Consider the following 16,638-nt stretch of genomic DNA (forward strand, 5'->3'; position numbering starts at 1 on the left):
ATTAGATGCGAACTTCGAGCGAAACTTTTATCCTAACAAGGTTTTTTAAAGGAAGTTGAATATGATCATCAAACCTAGAATTCGTGGATTTATCTGTACTACAACGCACCCAGTTGGTTGTGAAGCTAACGTAAAAGAACAAATTGCTTACACAAAAGCGCAAGGCCCAATCAAAAACGCGCCTAAACGCGTTCTTGTCGTTGGTGCTTCAAGTGGCTACGGTCTATCTTCTCGTATCGCTGCGGCATTTGGTGGCGGCGCATCAACTATCGGTGTGTTCTTCGAAAAAGAAGGCACAGAGAAGAAACCTGGTACGGCAGGCTTCTACAATGCGGCAGCTTTTGAAAAGCTTGCTCGTGAAGAAGGCCTATACGCTAAAAGCCTAAACGGCGATGCTTTCTCAAACGAAGCGAAACAGAAAACCATTGATCTGATCAAAGAAGACCTAGGTCAGGTTGATATGGTGGTTTACTCACTGGCTTCACCAGTGCGTAAAATGCCAGAAACAGGTGAGCTTATTCGTTCAGCTCTTAAACCTATCGGTGAGACTTACACATCGACAGCGGTTGATACCAACAAAGACGTAATCATTGAAGCAAGCGTTGAGCCTGCGACAGAAGAAGAAATCAAAGACACAGTAACCGTAATGGGCGGTGAAGACTGGGAACTTTGGATCAATGCACTTTCTGACGCTGGTGTATTAGCGGAAGGTTGTAAGACAGTCGCTTACAGCTACATCGGTACTGAACTAACGTGGCCAATCTACTGGGATGGCGCGCTAGGTAAAGCTAAAATGGACCTAGACCGTGCTGCAAAAGCACTAAACGAGAAACTGGGTGCAACTGGCGGTAGCGCAAACGTTGCTGTACTTAAGTCAGTTGTTACTCAAGCAAGCTCTGCAATTCCGGTTATGCCTCTTTACATCGCAATGGTATTCAAGAAGATGCGTGAAGAAGGTGTACACGAAGGTTGTATGGAGCAAATCTACCGCATGTTCAGCCAACGTCTTTACAAAGAAGATGGCAGCGCAGCAGAAGTGGATGATATGAATCGTCTACGTCTGGATGACTGGGAACTGCGTGAAGATATCCAACAACACTGTCGTGAGCTATGGCCACAAATTACAACTGAAAACCTAAAAGAGCTAACTGACTACGTTGAGTACAAAGAAGAGTTCTTGAAGCTATTCGGTTTTGGTGTCGAAGGTGTTGACTACGACGCTGACGTAAATCCAGCAGTAGAGACAGACTTCATTCAAATCTAATTGATTGGATAGATATGCAAAAGGCGCTCATTGAGCGCCTTTTTTGTACTTGATGATTGAGCCGTTTCATCAAACTCAAGCCGGTTAACTCAAAATTATCAAAATCGTACCAGCTAGCGTCATCAGGATGTTGGCTATCGCATAAGTACCCGCATAACCAAGAGCTGGAATCGTCGACTTCGCGTATTCGTTTACAACATCCATCGCCGGTGCACAAGTACGTGCGCCAATGATCGCCCCGAATAGCAATGCGCGGTTCATCTTCAAAATGTATGCACCAACAAGGTAAGCAATCACAACAGGCACGACACTGACAATAAACGCAAGACCAATCACCTGTGGGCCAACTTGAGTCAAGTGCTCGAACATCTTGCCACCAGCACTCAAACCGATACCGACCATAAAGAACATTAAACCAAGGTCTTTGACCATGTTTAACGCGCCTTGCGGTACGTAGCCGAAAGTAGGGTGGTTGGCTCTAAGGAAGCCTAGTGTAATACCTGACAGCAAAAGGCCTACCGCGTTACCTAAGCTAAACGACACTTGACCAAATGTCATGGTCACTAGGCCAAACATAATGCCAAGAATAAAGAAGCTACAGAACGCCAATAAGTCGGCCATTTGGCTGTGAATCGAGATGAAACCGATTTTCTCAGCAAGGCCATGTACACGACTCTTCTCACCACTCACCTGAAGTACATCACCTTTGGCAAGAACAATGTCTAAATCCATTGGCATTTCGATTTGCGCACGAACTACGCGGTTAAGGAAACAACCGAACTCAGACAGGTTCAAATCAGATAGACGTTTGCCGGCAATCGCGTCGCTCTTAACGACAATCTCTTCTTCCACAATACGCAGATCGAGAAGGTTACGGTCGAACACTTCTTTACCGTTTCGGAAGCTTGGGTCCAAACGAGCGTGGCTGTCAGGGAAGCCTACCAGTGCTATTTCATCGCCTTCTTGCAAAATCGCATCACCATCAGGGTGGGCGAGGATACCATTACGGCGAATACGCTCAATGTAACAACCCGTTTGGCGGTAAATACCAAGTTCACGTAAGTTTTTGCCGTCTGTCCAATCGATAAGCTCCGGGCCAACTCGATATGCGCGAATAATAGGTAGATAAACTTTGCGCTGGCTTGAGTTACCAAGGCCACGCTCTTGAGCGATTTGTTGAGCAGAGTCTGAAAGGTTCTGCTTTTGTAACTTTGGTAGCAACTTAGCGAACATGATCATGCTGATCAAACCAATCAGATAAGCCATCGCGTAACCTACGGATAGATTTTCTAATACCAAAGAAAAATCCATATTGCGCGGTATTGTCGCAAGACCAGAGTTCAAAGCATCTTGAGCACCAACTAGAACAGGTGTCGCTGTCAATGCACCGGCCATCATACCGGCAGAAAGACCGAAATCGAGGCCAAAGTAGTGGCTTAAACCGTAAGTTAAGCTCACTGCAGCGACAAGCACGGTCATACTGAGGATGAAGTAGTGTTTACCATCCCTAAAGAAGATGCCAAAAAAGTTAGGTCCAGCTTCTATGCCAACGCAATAGATAAAGAGCATAAAGCCGATGGTTAGCGCTTCAGCGTTAAAGGAAAAGCCTAAATGACCCATGATCAGCGAGGTAATTAGAACACCTATAGAGTTGCCTAACTGTAGGTTTCCAAAGCGAATTTTTCCGATGGCAAGGCCAATGGCTAATACGACGAAGATTAGAAGAATGGGGTTTTGATCGAGAAGTTGTACGACGTCTATGTTCACTGTGTGGCTCGGTAAAGTGTGTGCCAAAAAAAGGTTTAGAACTGCGAATTGTAACTAAATATAGCAAAAAGATAAGTGAATTTTTTTAGGTTTTGCTATTAGTTGACTTAGGGAAGTAACAAGCTGAAAAATAATAAAAAAGCCGCATGATGCGGCTTTTAAAAAATCTAATGCTCATTACTCGTCGAATAGACCTAGGTGCTCTTTCGCGTAAGCTTCGAAATCGTCACAACCACCGATGTGTTCTTGGTCGATGAAGATTTGAGGAACAGTTTCAACTGGTTTGCCAACTGTCTTCTCAAGGTCTGCTTTAGAAATGCCTTCAGCTTGGATATCAACATAACGGTAGTTAAAGTCATCACGTTTAGCTTTTAGTGTTTCTGCGTGTTCTTTAGCGCGAACACAGTAAGGACATGCAGGACGACCAAAAATAACAACGAACATATTCTTATTTCTCCTAAATCTATTCTTTTTTGAAAGCGTACAAACATAGAGGCTTGGTGCGCTCTCTTTTGTTGAAGTAACTATGCCTTATCCAGATACGGAAATAAAGCAGCAATTACCTCTTGTATCTATAGGCGAAATCTATCGGATAAAAACTAAACGAGCTTTAAACCAAAAGACGTAAATAACCGCTTACTCGGACAAAAAATAAGCCTTAAAAATGACATGGTAACTATGTGAAGTGACGCATAAAAACACACTTTCTGAAGGGTTATTGATGGCAAGCTGGATTGGGTCAACTTTTTTTTACGCAAACCATAGCAATCTATTAAAAGTTGTCGTTTTGGGGAGGAAGTGTATGTTTCAGTTTATGACTGCAACACGGATTATTTTCGGTGAAGGAGCGCTCCAATCTTCACTATCAGTTATCAATCAATTTGGGTATAGCGTCTTGCTTGTGACGGGAAAAGAGACTCAGCGCGCCACGCCCATCATCAATTATCTCAAAGCTCAAAATATGCGTTATCAGCACGTCGCCATCAATGGGGAGCCCAACATTACGATGGTGGAAGAGACGGCGGTGCTCGGGCGAAAATTTCAACCTGATATGGTCATCGCGATCGGCGGTGGTAGCGTCATCGACATGGGCAAGGCATTGGCCGCAATCATCCCCAATCAGGGTAATGTCTACGATTATGTGGAAGTAGTTGGAAGAAACGTTCCTCTCAAAGCGAAACCGATTCACTTCATCGCGATTCCCACAACTGCGAGTACTGGCTCAGAAGTGACTAGAAATGCCGTTCTTAAGTCTGGGCAGGACAAAGTAAAAGTAAGTTTAAGAAGTCCGGACATGTTGGCTGACGTTGCGATTGTCGACCCAACATTAACTTATGGGACAGATCAATACACATCTGGACGAGGCGCTATGGATGCATTTACGCATCTGATGGAAGCTTATGTGTGCGGCGAGCCGAATCCTCTCACTGATATGGTATGCGAAGAAGGGCTTCGTCGATTGAGTCGATCAGTGATTGCAGGCTGTAAGCAGGATAATCATAAGGCTCGTTCGGATTTATCTTTTGCGGCTTTGCTTGGAGGGATGGCGATCACTAACGCTAAGTTGGGCGCTGCTCATGGGCTAGCCTCTGCACTTGGTGGGAAACTTGATGCTCCGCACAGTGTGATAACTGCACGTTTAGCACCTCATGTGATGCAAGAAAACATCAATGCAGCAAAGCAAGCGGGCAGGAATGATGTGATCAACCGTTATCGAAAACTGGCTCAACTTGTCACGGATAGAGCGAATGCGAATGAACATGACGGCGTGCTGTGGGTCAAGATGGTGTTAGATAAGCTAGAATTGCCATTGCTTGGTAAGTTTGGTGTTTGCCAAACTTCGTTTGAACAGGTAGCAAACGATGCGCTTAAGTCTGTTGCGATTAAAGGTAACCCTTTACCTCTTAATCAGGAGCGTTTGGTGTTCATACTAAAACAAGTGTGCGATTGCAGTGGAGATTGTGCCGCAGAAAGCACGCCGCACATGAGTTCAGTAGAGGTATTGGAATCGAGAAGCGATTTATCAAGTGTGAATGAGTAAATACAAGTAAAGTCGTTGCGAGAAGAAATAAAAAGGGGAGCCAATTGGCTCCCCTTAATCAATGCTTAGTACTGACTTAGCTTGTCATAACGACTGTCTTTTAAGGCATCTTTCACGCGTTTTAGGTTTTCGCGGAAACCTGTACCACGGCGAAGTGTAAAGCCTGTGGCTAATACGTCGATAACGGTCATTTGAACGACACGGCTTGCCATTGGCATGTATACGTCCGTATCTTCAGGAATATCTAAAGTGATAGCCAGTGAACTTGCTTTCTCTAATGGAGAGTCTTTCGCAGTGATAGCGATGACAGTTGCACCGTTCTCACGAGCCAGATTCGCAATTTCAACTTGGCTTTTCGTGCGACCAGTATGAGAAATGAGAACAATCACGTCGTTGTCGCTGCAGTTAATACAGCTCATGCGTTGCATGACAATATCTTCAAAACAAGTAATTGGGATATTAAAACGGATGAACTTGTTTTGAGCATCGCGAGCAACAGATGAAGACGCACCAAGACCAAAGAAAGAAATACGTTTTGCTTGAGTCAGCAAGTCAACCGCACGGTTTACTTGCATCGGGTCTAGGCTATTTTTAGCAACATCCAAACACGCCATTGTCGATTCGAAAATCTTATGCGTGTAAGCATCTGGGCCGTCATCTTCTTCCACATTACGGTTTACGTATGGCGTACCGTTAGCAAGGCTCTGAGCCAAGTGAAGTTTAAAATCCGGGAAACCTTTGGTATCCAGGCGGCGACAGAAGCGGTTTACAGTGGGCTCACTCACGTCAGCCATTTTTGCTAACGTTGCAATGCTAGAATGAATCGCAGTTTGTGGAGACGCCATAATTACTTCTGCAACTTTGCGCTCTGACTTACTGAAATTCTCCAGATTTTTTTGAATTTTTTCTAATGTATTCATAGTGTTCACGAGGGTATAGAGAACAACTCGCTGGCTCTGTTAACGGGTGGAAACACATCGGTTTCTAAGTTAGAGAGGGGCGTTAACGAAAACTACCAGCGCCATAGTTTCAGTATAAACCTGATCTTCAATCTGGCTAAACCAAATACGGTTACTATTTAGTGAGAATTTGACAGGCCTCAAACAAAATGTTGTAAAAACTACAGAATTGAATGTGGAATCGTAGTTTTGTTGCGCCAGTCGCACGAGAATGATGTTTGAGTTACATCAAAAAGAAAGAAATTTTCAAGTTGATGTAACTCATTCTTAGGCTTACGCGCCTAAAATATCTGAGGCCATTTCTTCGATTTTTGCTGTCAAACTTGGTGCTTGTTTGGTGATTTCGCGTTGTTCGTCCAGTACTGAGCTCAAGATATCCCTGGTCGTCAATGGGTTGGCTAGTACCACTCGGAATACGATGGTGTTCATTCTTTGCCATTGGTCAGGGTTCAGTCTTGTACGAGAAACAAACGATTTGCCCGTTTCACGTTGACGCTTCTGGATAAACTGCGTGAGCTGGTTGATGAGCTCGTTTAGTTTTTCCTTTTGAGTACCTTCCGCTTTATCTAGCGCTTCACGAATCAATGGCGGTAGATAGCGGTAGGTCAGTAGGCAAAGCTCCGGTTCAGAAACGAGTTCGAAGTCATCTTGCTGTTTGATGAGGTCAGCAAAGTAGCGCGCTTTCTCGATACTTTGATCGATCAATAGTTCGTAGCCTGGGCGACTAATAATGTGCATCGCCGCATACACTAACATGGCCATGCCTGAGCGAGAGCCTTCTAGTGTATGACTACCTAAATCTTTTGAACCTTTGCGTAAGATGTATTGCGCATGGTGTTCAATGGACTTCATCGCGTCTGGGTCTTTGAACAACACCATGCCTGCACCCATAGGGATGTACAGTTGTTTGTGCGCGTCGATAGTCACTGAGTCAGCCAGTTCAACACCTTCGAGAAGGTGACGGTAATGATTAGACATCAACGTTGCACCACCCCAAGCGGCATCTACATGGAAGTGACAATTGTGCTCTTGGCACACTTGAGCGATCTGCGACAGAGGATCGACGTTCCCCGTTTCTGTTGTGCCAGCGACACCGATAACCGCAATTGGTTTGATGTTTTGTTCTTTAAGCTCGGCAATTTTTGCTTTTAGGTCGTCAACAACAATACGGTTGTTTGCATCGGTTTTCACCGCGACTAAACCCTCTTGACCTAAGCCAAGTACGTCTGCTGCTTTTTTCAGTGAATAGTGACCACGTTCAGAAACCAGAACTGCAAGGCCTTCGTAGCCATAGTACTTCATGGCTTTGAATAGACCTTCTTTTTCTACCCCTTTGAAATCACCATCTGCTTTCAACGCTTTATTGCGTGCAACCCAAAGCGCCGTAATGTTCGCGATTGTGCCACCAGAGCAAAACGCACCAAGTGAATGGTTCGCGCTGTGCATCCATTTACGATAAAACTTGTCGTTTTGACCGTAAATTAAGCGGTGTAACATCCCTAAAACTTGACGTTCAAGAGGTGTGAATGCTTTTGATGTTTCGATCTTAACCAAGTTTTGGTTTAGCGCGATCATGATCTTGGATAAAGGCATCAAGAAGTAGGGTAGCGCCGAGGTCATGTGACCGATAAAACTTGGGGCTGAAGTGTGAACCGAGTGCGACACTAACGTGTCTAGCAGGTGCTCGGTGTGATCTGACACGAATTCAGGTTGCTCAGGAATCTGAGCAGAAGAAAAGTCTTTCTCGATTTCGCGTAAAGGCTTTTCTTCTGCCACGATGTGTTCACGAAGAAATTGGTTCAAGTTTCGGGAGAGACTTTCGTCAATTTTTGTCAACGTAGAATCAGGACCTTCAGGTACGGTGAAGATCTTTAGCAAGCTCTCAAAGCTAACGTCAGCGGTTTTTTGTTCCTTAACCATGGCAAAGAATCATTTGTAGTTATTTTGGTAATGCGAGCGGCACAATCTAAACTAAAACGGGCGCAAAGTCCCGTTTTAATTATTGAAACCCATGTTACTGAAATGAAAGCGTGGTCATATCTAATCGCTCTAAAGCGGAGGTTTTAGAGTCAGTTAGCGATTAGTCACACTTTTGTTTTTCAAGCTTCTCAATCGATTGGTTGTACTTGTTGAGTGCCGAGTCAATTTGTTGAGGGTGACTTAACAAATCAGCAAACGCAGAGCGAAGTTCGTAGTTTTTCGGATGATTGGTTGATTGACGATCGCTAAATGTTTTCTTAGCGGCTTCACCTAAATCATCACTGCGACTTGCAAGCTGTTTGACATCGTGTTGCTCTAATTTCAACCAAGCTTCGATAGGTTGTTCTGTTGCTACGCGGCTTGGATCATTTTTAAGAAAGTAATGAACAGCCTCACGATTAAGTTCAAAGTGGTGTTTGCGACCATCTAAGAACCACTGGCTGACTTCTTTTAAGTCAGGATATTGGGAGACCGTTAAATCAACAAGATCTTGATACCATTGTAGTGAAGCATCGACATAGCCATCGTACTTGTTAGCAAGACACTGTTGATCTGCGGCAAACGTAAAAGTTGAGCTTGTAGCGAGGAGCGCTGCAACGACAAAGCGTTTCATTCTTCTTCCTTCTGGTTGTTATCCCTTCATTAACGTTAAAGCGCATCGAATGATGTTGCTCTTCTCAATTGGATTTGTTGTATAAATCGTTGGGCTAAATAACAAAATTCAAATTAAGAAGTTGTCAGTGTACTGACCACTTTAACGTTAACTGGGTATTTAAATTTTTGCCGTATTGTAATGGATGTTAAAGATAAAACCTGAGATCTAGCTAGCAAGTGATACAAAGAAAAGCATCATAACGGGCACAAGTAAACTCAAGATAAAACCACTAACAATAGCGACAGGGACGCAGCGGACGCCACCTGTGGTTTGAATCACAGGCAACGTAAAGTCCATCGCAGTTGCGCCCGCATAACCGATAGCAGTACAAGGGTAGCTACGGATAAAGAGTGGGATCGCGACCAGCGCTATCAACTCACGCATGAGTTCGATAAGGAAAGACGCACCACCAAACACAGGACCAAATGCGTCGCCCATCAAAATGCCTGCTAATGAATACCAGCCAAATCCGGAAGACATCGCTAATGCTTGATAAAGTGGTAAGTCTAAAATCACAGAAGCGATAACGCCGCCGAGCATACAAGTGGCGATAACAATGGCAGCAATCGCCATGCCTTGTTTGTTGAGCAAGATCTGCCTCAGAGTTAAACCGCTGTTTCTGAGTTGAATGCCGATGAAAAAGAGCAGAAGGAAGAGGATCCATTCGCTCGCGGTATCTACCCACTCCAGACCTATCGGCAAAATGAGACCAGCAATTAAGCCTCCACCAACGACAACAATCAGTTTTACTGATTCTAGTGCCATAGAAGAAAGTGGAAGCTTGTTTTGGTTGTGATTGGTCTGTAACGGGATAATCTTATCGATTATTGGCAGAGCGAGTAAGTTACATACACTCAAGCAGACGAAAAAAGTACCAGCGTACAGCAGTATACTCTGCAAGTTGCTACTCAAGTTGTCTAAGGCAGCTAAACTTAAACCCATCAACGAAAGAATGACGTAAATAAGGTATGAAGTTGATTGGTTAATTTTCTCTAGTAAAGCTGCGCGAGAAATAGGAATTAAGTACCCCACAACAAGAGGGGCAAAAATGAATAGCATCCCTGAGAACATAAAACTTGATAATTCCTTAGTGAGACAAGCCGGAGACAAAAGCCACTGACAAAACAACACTCGACCTTGAGTTTAATGTTTATCGTGGATGACGTTAGTTAACTTAATTACAAGCCGCTAGCACTGAGTACTGCGTTGATTTCGTTTCGAAAGTCAGTATCACTCATATTGCTTAGGTCATACAAGACCTCTGCACCTGTTAAATTGAATTCCACTTCATGTTCATCAATACGTTCGTCTTGATTGCGGAACATCAATAAGTGGTTTGCAATTCGAGCAATGTCCAAATAACTGACTTCTGGACGAGCGGTAACAAACTTTTCGTTTGAAGAGACTTCTCGAAAATCGTTGTCGAACCCCCAGCGTTCTAGCACCAACTTACTGGTTGCAGAGCAGCGAGTTTGGAAGATTTGCAACGCGATATCAGGGTCAAGGTAATTGCCACTATCCAGATACAGGTGATATTCGTTAATGAGGCAGAACAAGCCAATATCGGCCAATAAGCCAACTAGAAGTGCCTTTTCCAGCTCCAGATGTGTGTAAACAGAAGGCTCGTGTTTGTGGAATTCTTGTACGACCAGCACCATCGTGGCGCCAAGCTCTCGAGAGACGGCCGCACTTTTTACCAGTATGTCATTGCACTCTTTACTCAGATTGACCGCGTGTTTCAATTGCTCGATAGCTTGTGCGGTCACGATGTCTCGAACGCGGAAGATACCTAAACGAGAGACGGCGGTAGTTAAATCACTACAAGTAATGTTTCTTCGGTTAAAAATCACCGAGTTGGCTACGCGAATCACAATAGCAGCTAACCCTGGATCTTCTAAAAGGCAATTTGCGACATCAGAAACCGTGGTGTTTTCTTCTATACAAAGTTTTTGAATTTTGATGACTACATCGGGGATGGGTGGTAACGAAATTTTACCGGTAGATATGGATTGTTCGACCAATTGGGCGAATTCAGATTCAAGCGCTTGTATAAGCTTATCTTTGTTATTTGGTAGCCAAAAAAATGATAGATGTTCCATTGTGACGTGGTGTTAGAGAACTTTCGTACAGTGTACCCTTACCCGAAGAGCATTATCAATGAAATGCGTACTAAGTTCTCTATAAATGGTATACGGATCATAACGATGCGTGGTTTTTGGCACGCCATGCGTCAAAAAAATATCGCTAAATACCCAATAAGTGTGAAACTAATCACGTATGATGAATTTATACTTTTTTATATGTGACCTATGTCCTAACTTATTTTTCAACGTTAAGTATGATTAAGCAAGTTGGTGAGCACAACTCACAAAAATATCGCCAACAAATCGACATTTTAAATTCGCTACAAGCTGCTGTTTATCTGGTGACATCGCTAATCGGGGTAATTTATTCAGATTAAAGAGGTCAATGGACATGACAGACCAAGCTTTTTTTAAATATGTACGCAATTTTAATGAGTATCAGAAACGTTCTATGTTTGGTGGTATCGGCTTGTTTAGCGATGACGCCATGTTTGCGCTTGTCAGCAATGATTGCTGTTATTTGCGCGGCGGTAATGGTTTAGACGAAGAATTTACTCTGCTTAATTGTGAAAAATACAAGCACGTCAAAAAACAGACGACGGCTACTGTAAACTATTATGACGTAACCGATTTATTTGAGTCCGGATTTACTGGTCTTGACGATTTGTTACGCAAATCTATTGATTGCTCAATTAAGGAGCGAAAATACCAAAAGTCTTCTGCAAGTAAACGTTTGAGAGATCTACCGAACATGCAGCTTACATTAGAGCGCATGGTTAAAAAGGCGGGTATTGATGATGTTGAAACCTTTTTGGAACTTGGTCCAGTTGAAGTGTTCAACAAAGTAAGAGTTGCTTACGGCAATGATGTTGACGTTAAACTGCTGTGGAAGTTTGCTGGTGCCATTGATGGTGTGCACTGGAAACTAATCCAAGAGCCACGCAAAAAACAGTTACTGGCACTGTGTGAATAAGGCAACTGAACCACACAATGATTGACTCGTTTCTAATGGAGTTAGCGAGTCAGAAAAGTAAGTGTTAAAAGCAGAAAAGGGATGTTGATGTTTTTGACCACTTCATTTGAGTTAGTCATTTTATGAACAAAAAAACCGAGGCAATTGCCTCGGTTTTGCTTTTTTCACGCCAATTAGAACTTGAAGCGTGTAGTGAACATGATTTGATCACCGTAGAAATCGTTGATGCGAGCTTCAGCACCAAGAGAGAAAAGCTCTGTTGAATGGAAGCGCGCGTAAGCAGAACCTGTCCAATCGTCATCGTTGTCGATTGAAACGTAACCAACTTTACCACCCACTTCAAGTTGAGGACCAAGCCATTGGCGAACGCCTAGGTTTAGCTCCATACCAACATCTGTGCTGCTTGAGCTTGTTGGCTGAACCACACGCATCAGCATTTCACCTGTAAGGTCTGCCCAGTTGTTTAGCGGTGAGTGAAAGCCAAAACCTGCAGCAGAATCAAAGTCGCTATCAAACTCAGAGTCGATACGAGCAATAACGTGCGCATTCGGGTGAATAGATTTGCTGAAGCCAGCACCAAATGTCACAGGGCTTGCGCCGATACGAGCTTCGAAATAATCGTAGCTAAAGTTGCTCATAGTTGCAGGCGCGTTGCGGTCTGCGGCTAGGGCATGGCTTGATGCCATTAATAGGGCAGCGGCTAATAGTGTTTTACGCATAACTAACGATAAACCTTGTTCTTTATTTCCATGGATTCAGGCAAATGCTTGAACCGTAATCTGATTTGTCCGACATCATAATAAAAACGAAGGTCTACGACCAACAAAAATGTGTCGAGGTTTTGTCAATTGACTTAATGGTGACGTAACAAAAGCAAAAAGCGCGCCACTAGTTGCTAGAGAGCTATTCTCAACTATTACTCTCCGAAGCTGGCTCTGCGATCTGCCATTGCATTCAAGATTGCTTCTGAATCGAGAATCGTCGTCCAAGACAACAAATTGTCATCATTTTCAATAACAAAGGCTGTTAGCTGGGATTTAATGGCTTGTCTTAGCTCCTCACCTTTCCAAGGCTTGGCAATGTAATAATCTAAGCTAGCATGGTTTACCGCTTCAACGGTGTCTTCAAGACCCGCTTGTCCGGTTAGGAGCACTTTTCTTGCTGCTTTGGTGTCACCATTTTGACTCAGTTCTATAAGAAAGCTGATGCCCGTTTGTTCTGGCATGATGTGGTCGCACAAAATCAGCGCAAGCTGAACTTCTTCTTCCGCCATCTCTTCAATCACTTGCTTTGCTTCCGTAACGGACTCTGCGCCCTCAACGATGAAATGTTCTTCGAATGGTGCTAAATCTTGAAGGACACTATCCAAGACTTCTCGTTCGTCATCGACACATAAAATCAGATACTTAGTCATGTTTCATCTCCTTCTTCAATGACTGGTAACCAGACGGTCATACAAGTAAAGGCATTGAGTTCCGATTGAACATCAATCCAGCCTTTGTGTGCTGCAACGATTTGTTGGCAAATAGACAGTCCAATACCTAAGCCAAAGTTGCCTTCTTTTTTGGTTGTAAAGTTGAGTTCAAAAATTGCTTTTTTCTGCGAATCCGGAATACCGCATCCATTATCTTCAAATGAAATCACGGCATAACTCTGTTGGTTTTTTTCAACTTCTCTCGTTTGTATTTTTAACGACCCTTTTTCAGGAAAGGCGTCAATCGCATTGGATATTAGGTTGGTCCATACTTGTTGCAATGCAATAGGTTGGCAAAGCATACGCGGAAGTGGGGCGTAATCTGTTGAAACTTGATGTACCTTTAGCTTGTTTTCGAAAATCACTAAAGTGTCTTCGATGCCTTCATGGATATCGGCGTAGTGCATGCGTTCATCATCAGATCTCGCGTAGCCTTTTAGGCTCTTCACCATGTCAGCGATGCGAGCGGCACAAACATTGATAGAACGGAGAGAAGCACCTGCTTGATGGTATTGTTCTAACGTCTCTAGCGTAGAGGAGGCATTGTCTTTCTTCTTGGCGAGCTGGGAAACGAGTTCGGAATCGCTCTCTAGGCCTAAATTGACGACTTTTTTGGCAATGGCACGATCAGGTAACGTGCTGTTGAGCTCTTTGACGCGTGAGCGCAGTTCCGCAGTCGAGGCTGGCTTGGCGGTTTGAGCTCTGGTTAGAAGCTGAACGCCTTTGATTTGTACTTCTGCTGTCGGAAGTTGAGTTAATAGCCCTTCGAGGGTATGAGTGAGGTTTTCTACACCACGCAAAATCGCAGCTATTGGGTTGTTCAGTTCATGGGCCACGCCTGCAACCAACTGGCCGAGCATGGCCATTTTTTCTCTTTCAATCAGTTGTTGATGAGCAGATTCAAGTGATTCGAGTGTTTTCTGCAATTGTAATTTTGTGTTGATGCTTCTCTGTAATCGGCGATTGAAATGACGAAGAAGTAAGTTCGTAAATAGGGGGAGAAGGTTTGAGTCACTCTGCATTACTTTACGGAACACATTTCTATCAAGTTTAATTACTTCTGTTTCGGTAAGCGTAAGTGCAGTAGAAAAGGAGCATTCCCCAGTTACAAATGACATGCCGCCGACAATGTTCCCTTTGGTATGGCGAACCACTTCTCGCTGCATACCTTGTTCGTCTCTTTTGTAAAGCGCCACTTCTCCGCTGGTTATGAACCATAAAAAGCTGTTAGGTTCCCCTTCAACCGTCAGCAAATGCTCAGGAGAGTAGGTTCGACAAGCTTTTGTTTCGTCATTTTCTTTGAAAAACTGCTGCAAGGCAGAGATTACTTGTTCTGCCAGTTCATTATCAGACATCGAGTGATAGTCGTGTAAGAAACCTGCTTGGTAATTGCTCATCTGATTTTCGATATGAGCACGTAGCAATTTGTGCTGGTCCAAGATTTGGCTATAACTGAGCAAGTCTTCTTTGCAATTACGTAAGATAAACTGCGTCAGCTCTTTTTGAGCCGTATTAAAAAGGACATTATCTGGTAGAGGCTTGGTCAAACAATGATCCAAACGACCTTCATTGACGGCCGTGAGTATCGCGTCAATATCTGAAGAGCAACTGATGAGAATTTTACGAGCGCGCTCGGTGTGCGGTGTTTTGTCCAGCCCAATGAGAAAATCCACACCATTAAAGTGCGCGTGATGGCTGGCGATCACTAACGCGACAGTTTGTTCTCTTTCTTCAAGATATTCCAACGCGCTTTGCGCTTCTTCTATCGACTCGACAGAAAAAATATCAAACTTGCTAGAGAAAGCCGACAGTTCCAATCGAAACTGCTCTGCACTGATTGGATTATTGTCGAGACACAATACAGCGTAACGATTCACAGGTGGTTGAGCTCCGGTTAAAACTTGGCCAAGCAAACTTTATCAATAAAACGGTGTAATGAGTGCGAGCTGCGTATGATTCCTGACTAATGGACTAGAATTAGCATCAATAGTCTGATTTATCTCAATGTTTTATCCGTTAATAGTTTGGGGTAGACTGAGCGCAAATACCTGAAAAGTGATGTTATGCAAAACTTAAAAAAACTAGGCGCCATCGGTGGTGCAATCTCATTGGCGTTGTGTTGGCCGCTTGCGGTTGGTCAAATTGGTCAGTCGATCATTGAAGACGGTATCGCCAATATGAACGATAAGATGATCAAAGGCGAAGTTGTTGAATACCAACGCGGCTACCTTTCTTCCGTTGTATTAACTCGATACTCAGTGGTTGACCCTGAACTGAAAACACAGTTTGAACGCGATGGTTTGCCGATTATGTTCGAAGTCACGAGTGATGTAAGCCATGGCTTAACTAGCCTGACAGCAGACTCTAAGCTGGTGGATAATGATTTTCTGCCGCTTACCATGCATAGCAAAACACAGCTTAATGGTAACACTGCGTTTACGTTGGATTTAGACAGCTGGAACTATCGCAATGAAGCGCAAGGCGTATCGGTTTCGACAAGTCCTGCGCAAGTGACTGGCGATGTTACCGTACTCGGTGATTTGAAGTACCAAGTATCGATTCCTTCGGTTCAAGTCGATTTTGAAAATGGTGACGAGCTACACCTGAATGAGCTGAGTGGACAAGGTAAGGGTAAGCAAGCGAAAGGCTATTGGCTTGGTGAACAAACCTTTTCTTTAGAAAAGTTAGATGTGGTGGATTCATCGCTTAAACAGGTATTTTTGATTGAAAAGGCGAGCTACAGCGGCAACACGTCGAATGACGAAACCGGTGAGAAGCTAAACAGCCAATTGAACATTAATGCTCAAAAAATGCGCCTAACGGATGGCACTGATGTTGATAACTTTAAGTTGAATTTTGCTATTGCAGATGTCGATAGTAATTCGTTCGATCAAATTATGTCGATCTATCAAAGCTCACCAGTACTTGATGAACAACAGGTGTCCGAATTAATGCCTCACATCGACACGCTATTTAGTAAGGGTTTTAAGCTTTCAGTTAATGAGCTTTCTTTGGCGTTTGGTGAAGGTAAATTCCGCAACGAGTGGCAATTATCTGTCCCTCAAGGTACAGACCATATCACGCAAGACCCAATGAAGTTGATGACCGCAACAAACGGCGAATTGAGTACTTACTTCTCAGATGAACTTGTTGAACACTATCCATTTATCCAAGAAGGCATTGATGAGCTTTTGATCATGGAGTTGATTGAAAAAGTCGATGGTGGTTATGAACTTAAAGCTCAAATCGGTGAAGGCAAGCTTAAGTTTGAAAATGGTCATGAATTTCCATTGATTGGTCTGTTAATGCCCGCGTTGATGCAGAAATAAGCCGATTACGATTAGAGCTTTCCGTTAATTTGACGTTTTCAGTTTAAAAGAGGTCTTAAGACCTCTTTTCTTGTTTTTATCACCATAAAAACGTGATATTAATTTCGTAATA

At 43.5% G+C, this 16,638-nt stretch carries 14 protein-coding genes; 4 read left to right on the forward strand and 10 right to left on the reverse strand.

Annotated features, from left to right (window positions below):
- Positions 1–61: 61 nt before the first annotated feature.
- Positions 62–1,264, forward strand: coding sequence for an enoyl-ACP reductase FabV (fabV, locus tag DYB02_RS07415; RefSeq protein WP_020840437.1), 1,203 nt, complete (start codon positions 62–64; stop codon positions 1,262–1,264).
- A gap of 84 nt (positions 1,265–1,348) precedes the next feature.
- Here fabV and DYB02_RS07420 read toward each other — a convergent pair whose 3' ends face one another.
- Both DYB02_RS07420 and DYB02_RS07425 read right to left on the reverse strand, forming a co-directional pair.
- A complete protein-coding gene (locus tag DYB02_RS07420) occupies positions 1,349–3,031 on the reverse strand; it encodes an aspartate:alanine antiporter (RefSeq protein WP_005483552.1) in 1,683 nt (560 codons plus the stop codon).
- A gap of 177 nt (positions 3,032–3,208) precedes the next feature.
- Entirely contained in the window at positions 3,209–3,475 is a 267-nt protein-coding gene (locus tag DYB02_RS07425) for a GrxA family glutaredoxin (RefSeq protein ID WP_005459605.1), read from the reverse strand.
- Positions 3,476–3,833: 358 nt separating this feature from the next.
- Here DYB02_RS07425 and DYB02_RS07435 point away from each other — a divergent pair, with 358 nt between their 5' ends.
- Positions 3,834–5,072, forward strand: a complete 1,239-nt coding sequence (locus tag DYB02_RS07435; RefSeq protein ID WP_015296573.1) for an iron-containing alcohol dehydrogenase — start codon at positions 3,834–3,836, stop codon at positions 5,070–5,072.
- 65 nt (positions 5,073–5,137) lie between these two features.
- Here DYB02_RS07435 and DYB02_RS07440 read toward each other — a convergent pair whose 3' ends face one another.
- The 5 genes from DYB02_RS07440 to DYB02_RS07460 form a co-directional block, all read right to left on the reverse strand.
- On the reverse strand, positions 5,138–5,992 hold the full coding sequence (locus DYB02_RS07440; protein WP_005483567.1) for a MurR/RpiR family transcriptional regulator: 855 nt from the start codon (positions 5,990–5,992) through the stop codon (positions 5,138–5,140).
- A 312-nt stretch (positions 5,993–6,304) separates the two neighbouring features.
- Entirely contained in the window at positions 6,305–7,951 is a 1,647-nt protein-coding gene (gene panP, locus DYB02_RS07445; protein WP_005495590.1) for a pyridoxal-dependent aspartate 1-decarboxylase PanP, read from the reverse strand.
- Positions 7,952–8,111: 160 nt separating this feature from the next.
- Complete coding sequence (locus DYB02_RS07450; RefSeq protein WP_005485575.1) at positions 8,112–8,624, reverse strand: hypothetical protein; 513 nt, start codon at positions 8,622–8,624, stop codon at positions 8,112–8,114.
- 207 nt (positions 8,625–8,831) lie between these two features.
- On the reverse strand, positions 8,832–9,737 hold the full coding sequence (locus tag DYB02_RS07455; RefSeq protein WP_005483516.1) for a LysO family transporter: 906 nt from the start codon (positions 9,735–9,737) through the stop codon (positions 8,832–8,834).
- A 107-nt stretch (positions 9,738–9,844) separates the two neighbouring features.
- The gene (locus DYB02_RS07460) at positions 9,845–10,765 is read right to left on the reverse strand and encodes an HDOD domain-containing protein (RefSeq protein ID WP_017448658.1); all 921 of its coding nucleotides are present in this window, start codon (positions 10,763–10,765) and stop codon (positions 9,845–9,847) included.
- Positions 10,766–11,135: 370 nt separating this feature from the next.
- On the opposite strand from DYB02_RS07460, the gene DYB02_RS07475 reads away from it, so the two are divergent.
- Positions 11,136–11,723: a TfoX/Sxy family DNA transformation protein gene (locus tag DYB02_RS07475; RefSeq protein WP_005459593.1), complete on the forward strand. Its 588-nt coding sequence runs from the start codon at positions 11,136–11,138 to the stop codon at positions 11,721–11,723.
- Between the two features lie 173 nt (positions 11,724–11,896).
- On the opposite strand, the gene DYB02_RS07480 is transcribed toward DYB02_RS07475, so the two are convergent.
- The 3 genes from DYB02_RS07480 to DYB02_RS07490 form a co-directional block, all read right to left on the reverse strand.
- Positions 11,897–12,442: a hypothetical protein gene (locus DYB02_RS07480; protein WP_005459590.1), complete on the reverse strand. Its 546-nt coding sequence runs from the start codon at positions 12,440–12,442 to the stop codon at positions 11,897–11,899.
- 197 nt (positions 12,443–12,639) lie between these two features.
- Positions 12,640–13,137, reverse strand: coding sequence for a response regulator (locus tag DYB02_RS07485; protein WP_020840443.1), 498 nt, complete (start codon positions 13,135–13,137; stop codon positions 12,640–12,642).
- A complete protein-coding gene (locus tag DYB02_RS07490) occupies positions 13,134–15,074 on the reverse strand; it encodes an ATP-binding protein (RefSeq protein WP_029853298.1) in 1,941 nt (646 codons plus the stop codon). Before DYB02_RS07490 ends, DYB02_RS07485 begins: the two co-directional genes overlap by 4 nt.
- A 186-nt stretch (positions 15,075–15,260) precedes the next feature.
- Here DYB02_RS07490 and DYB02_RS07495 point away from each other — a divergent pair, with 186 nt between their 5' ends.
- The gene (locus DYB02_RS07495; RefSeq protein WP_029805556.1) at positions 15,261–16,526 is read left to right on the forward strand and encodes a DUF945 family protein; all 1,266 of its coding nucleotides are present in this window, start codon (positions 15,261–15,263) and stop codon (positions 16,524–16,526) included.
- Positions 16,527–16,638 lie beyond the last annotated feature (112 nt).

This window comes from Vibrio parahaemolyticus (assembly GCF_900460535.1).
Classification (GTDB): Bacteria; Pseudomonadota; Gammaproteobacteria; order Enterobacterales; family Vibrionaceae; genus Vibrio; species Vibrio parahaemolyticus.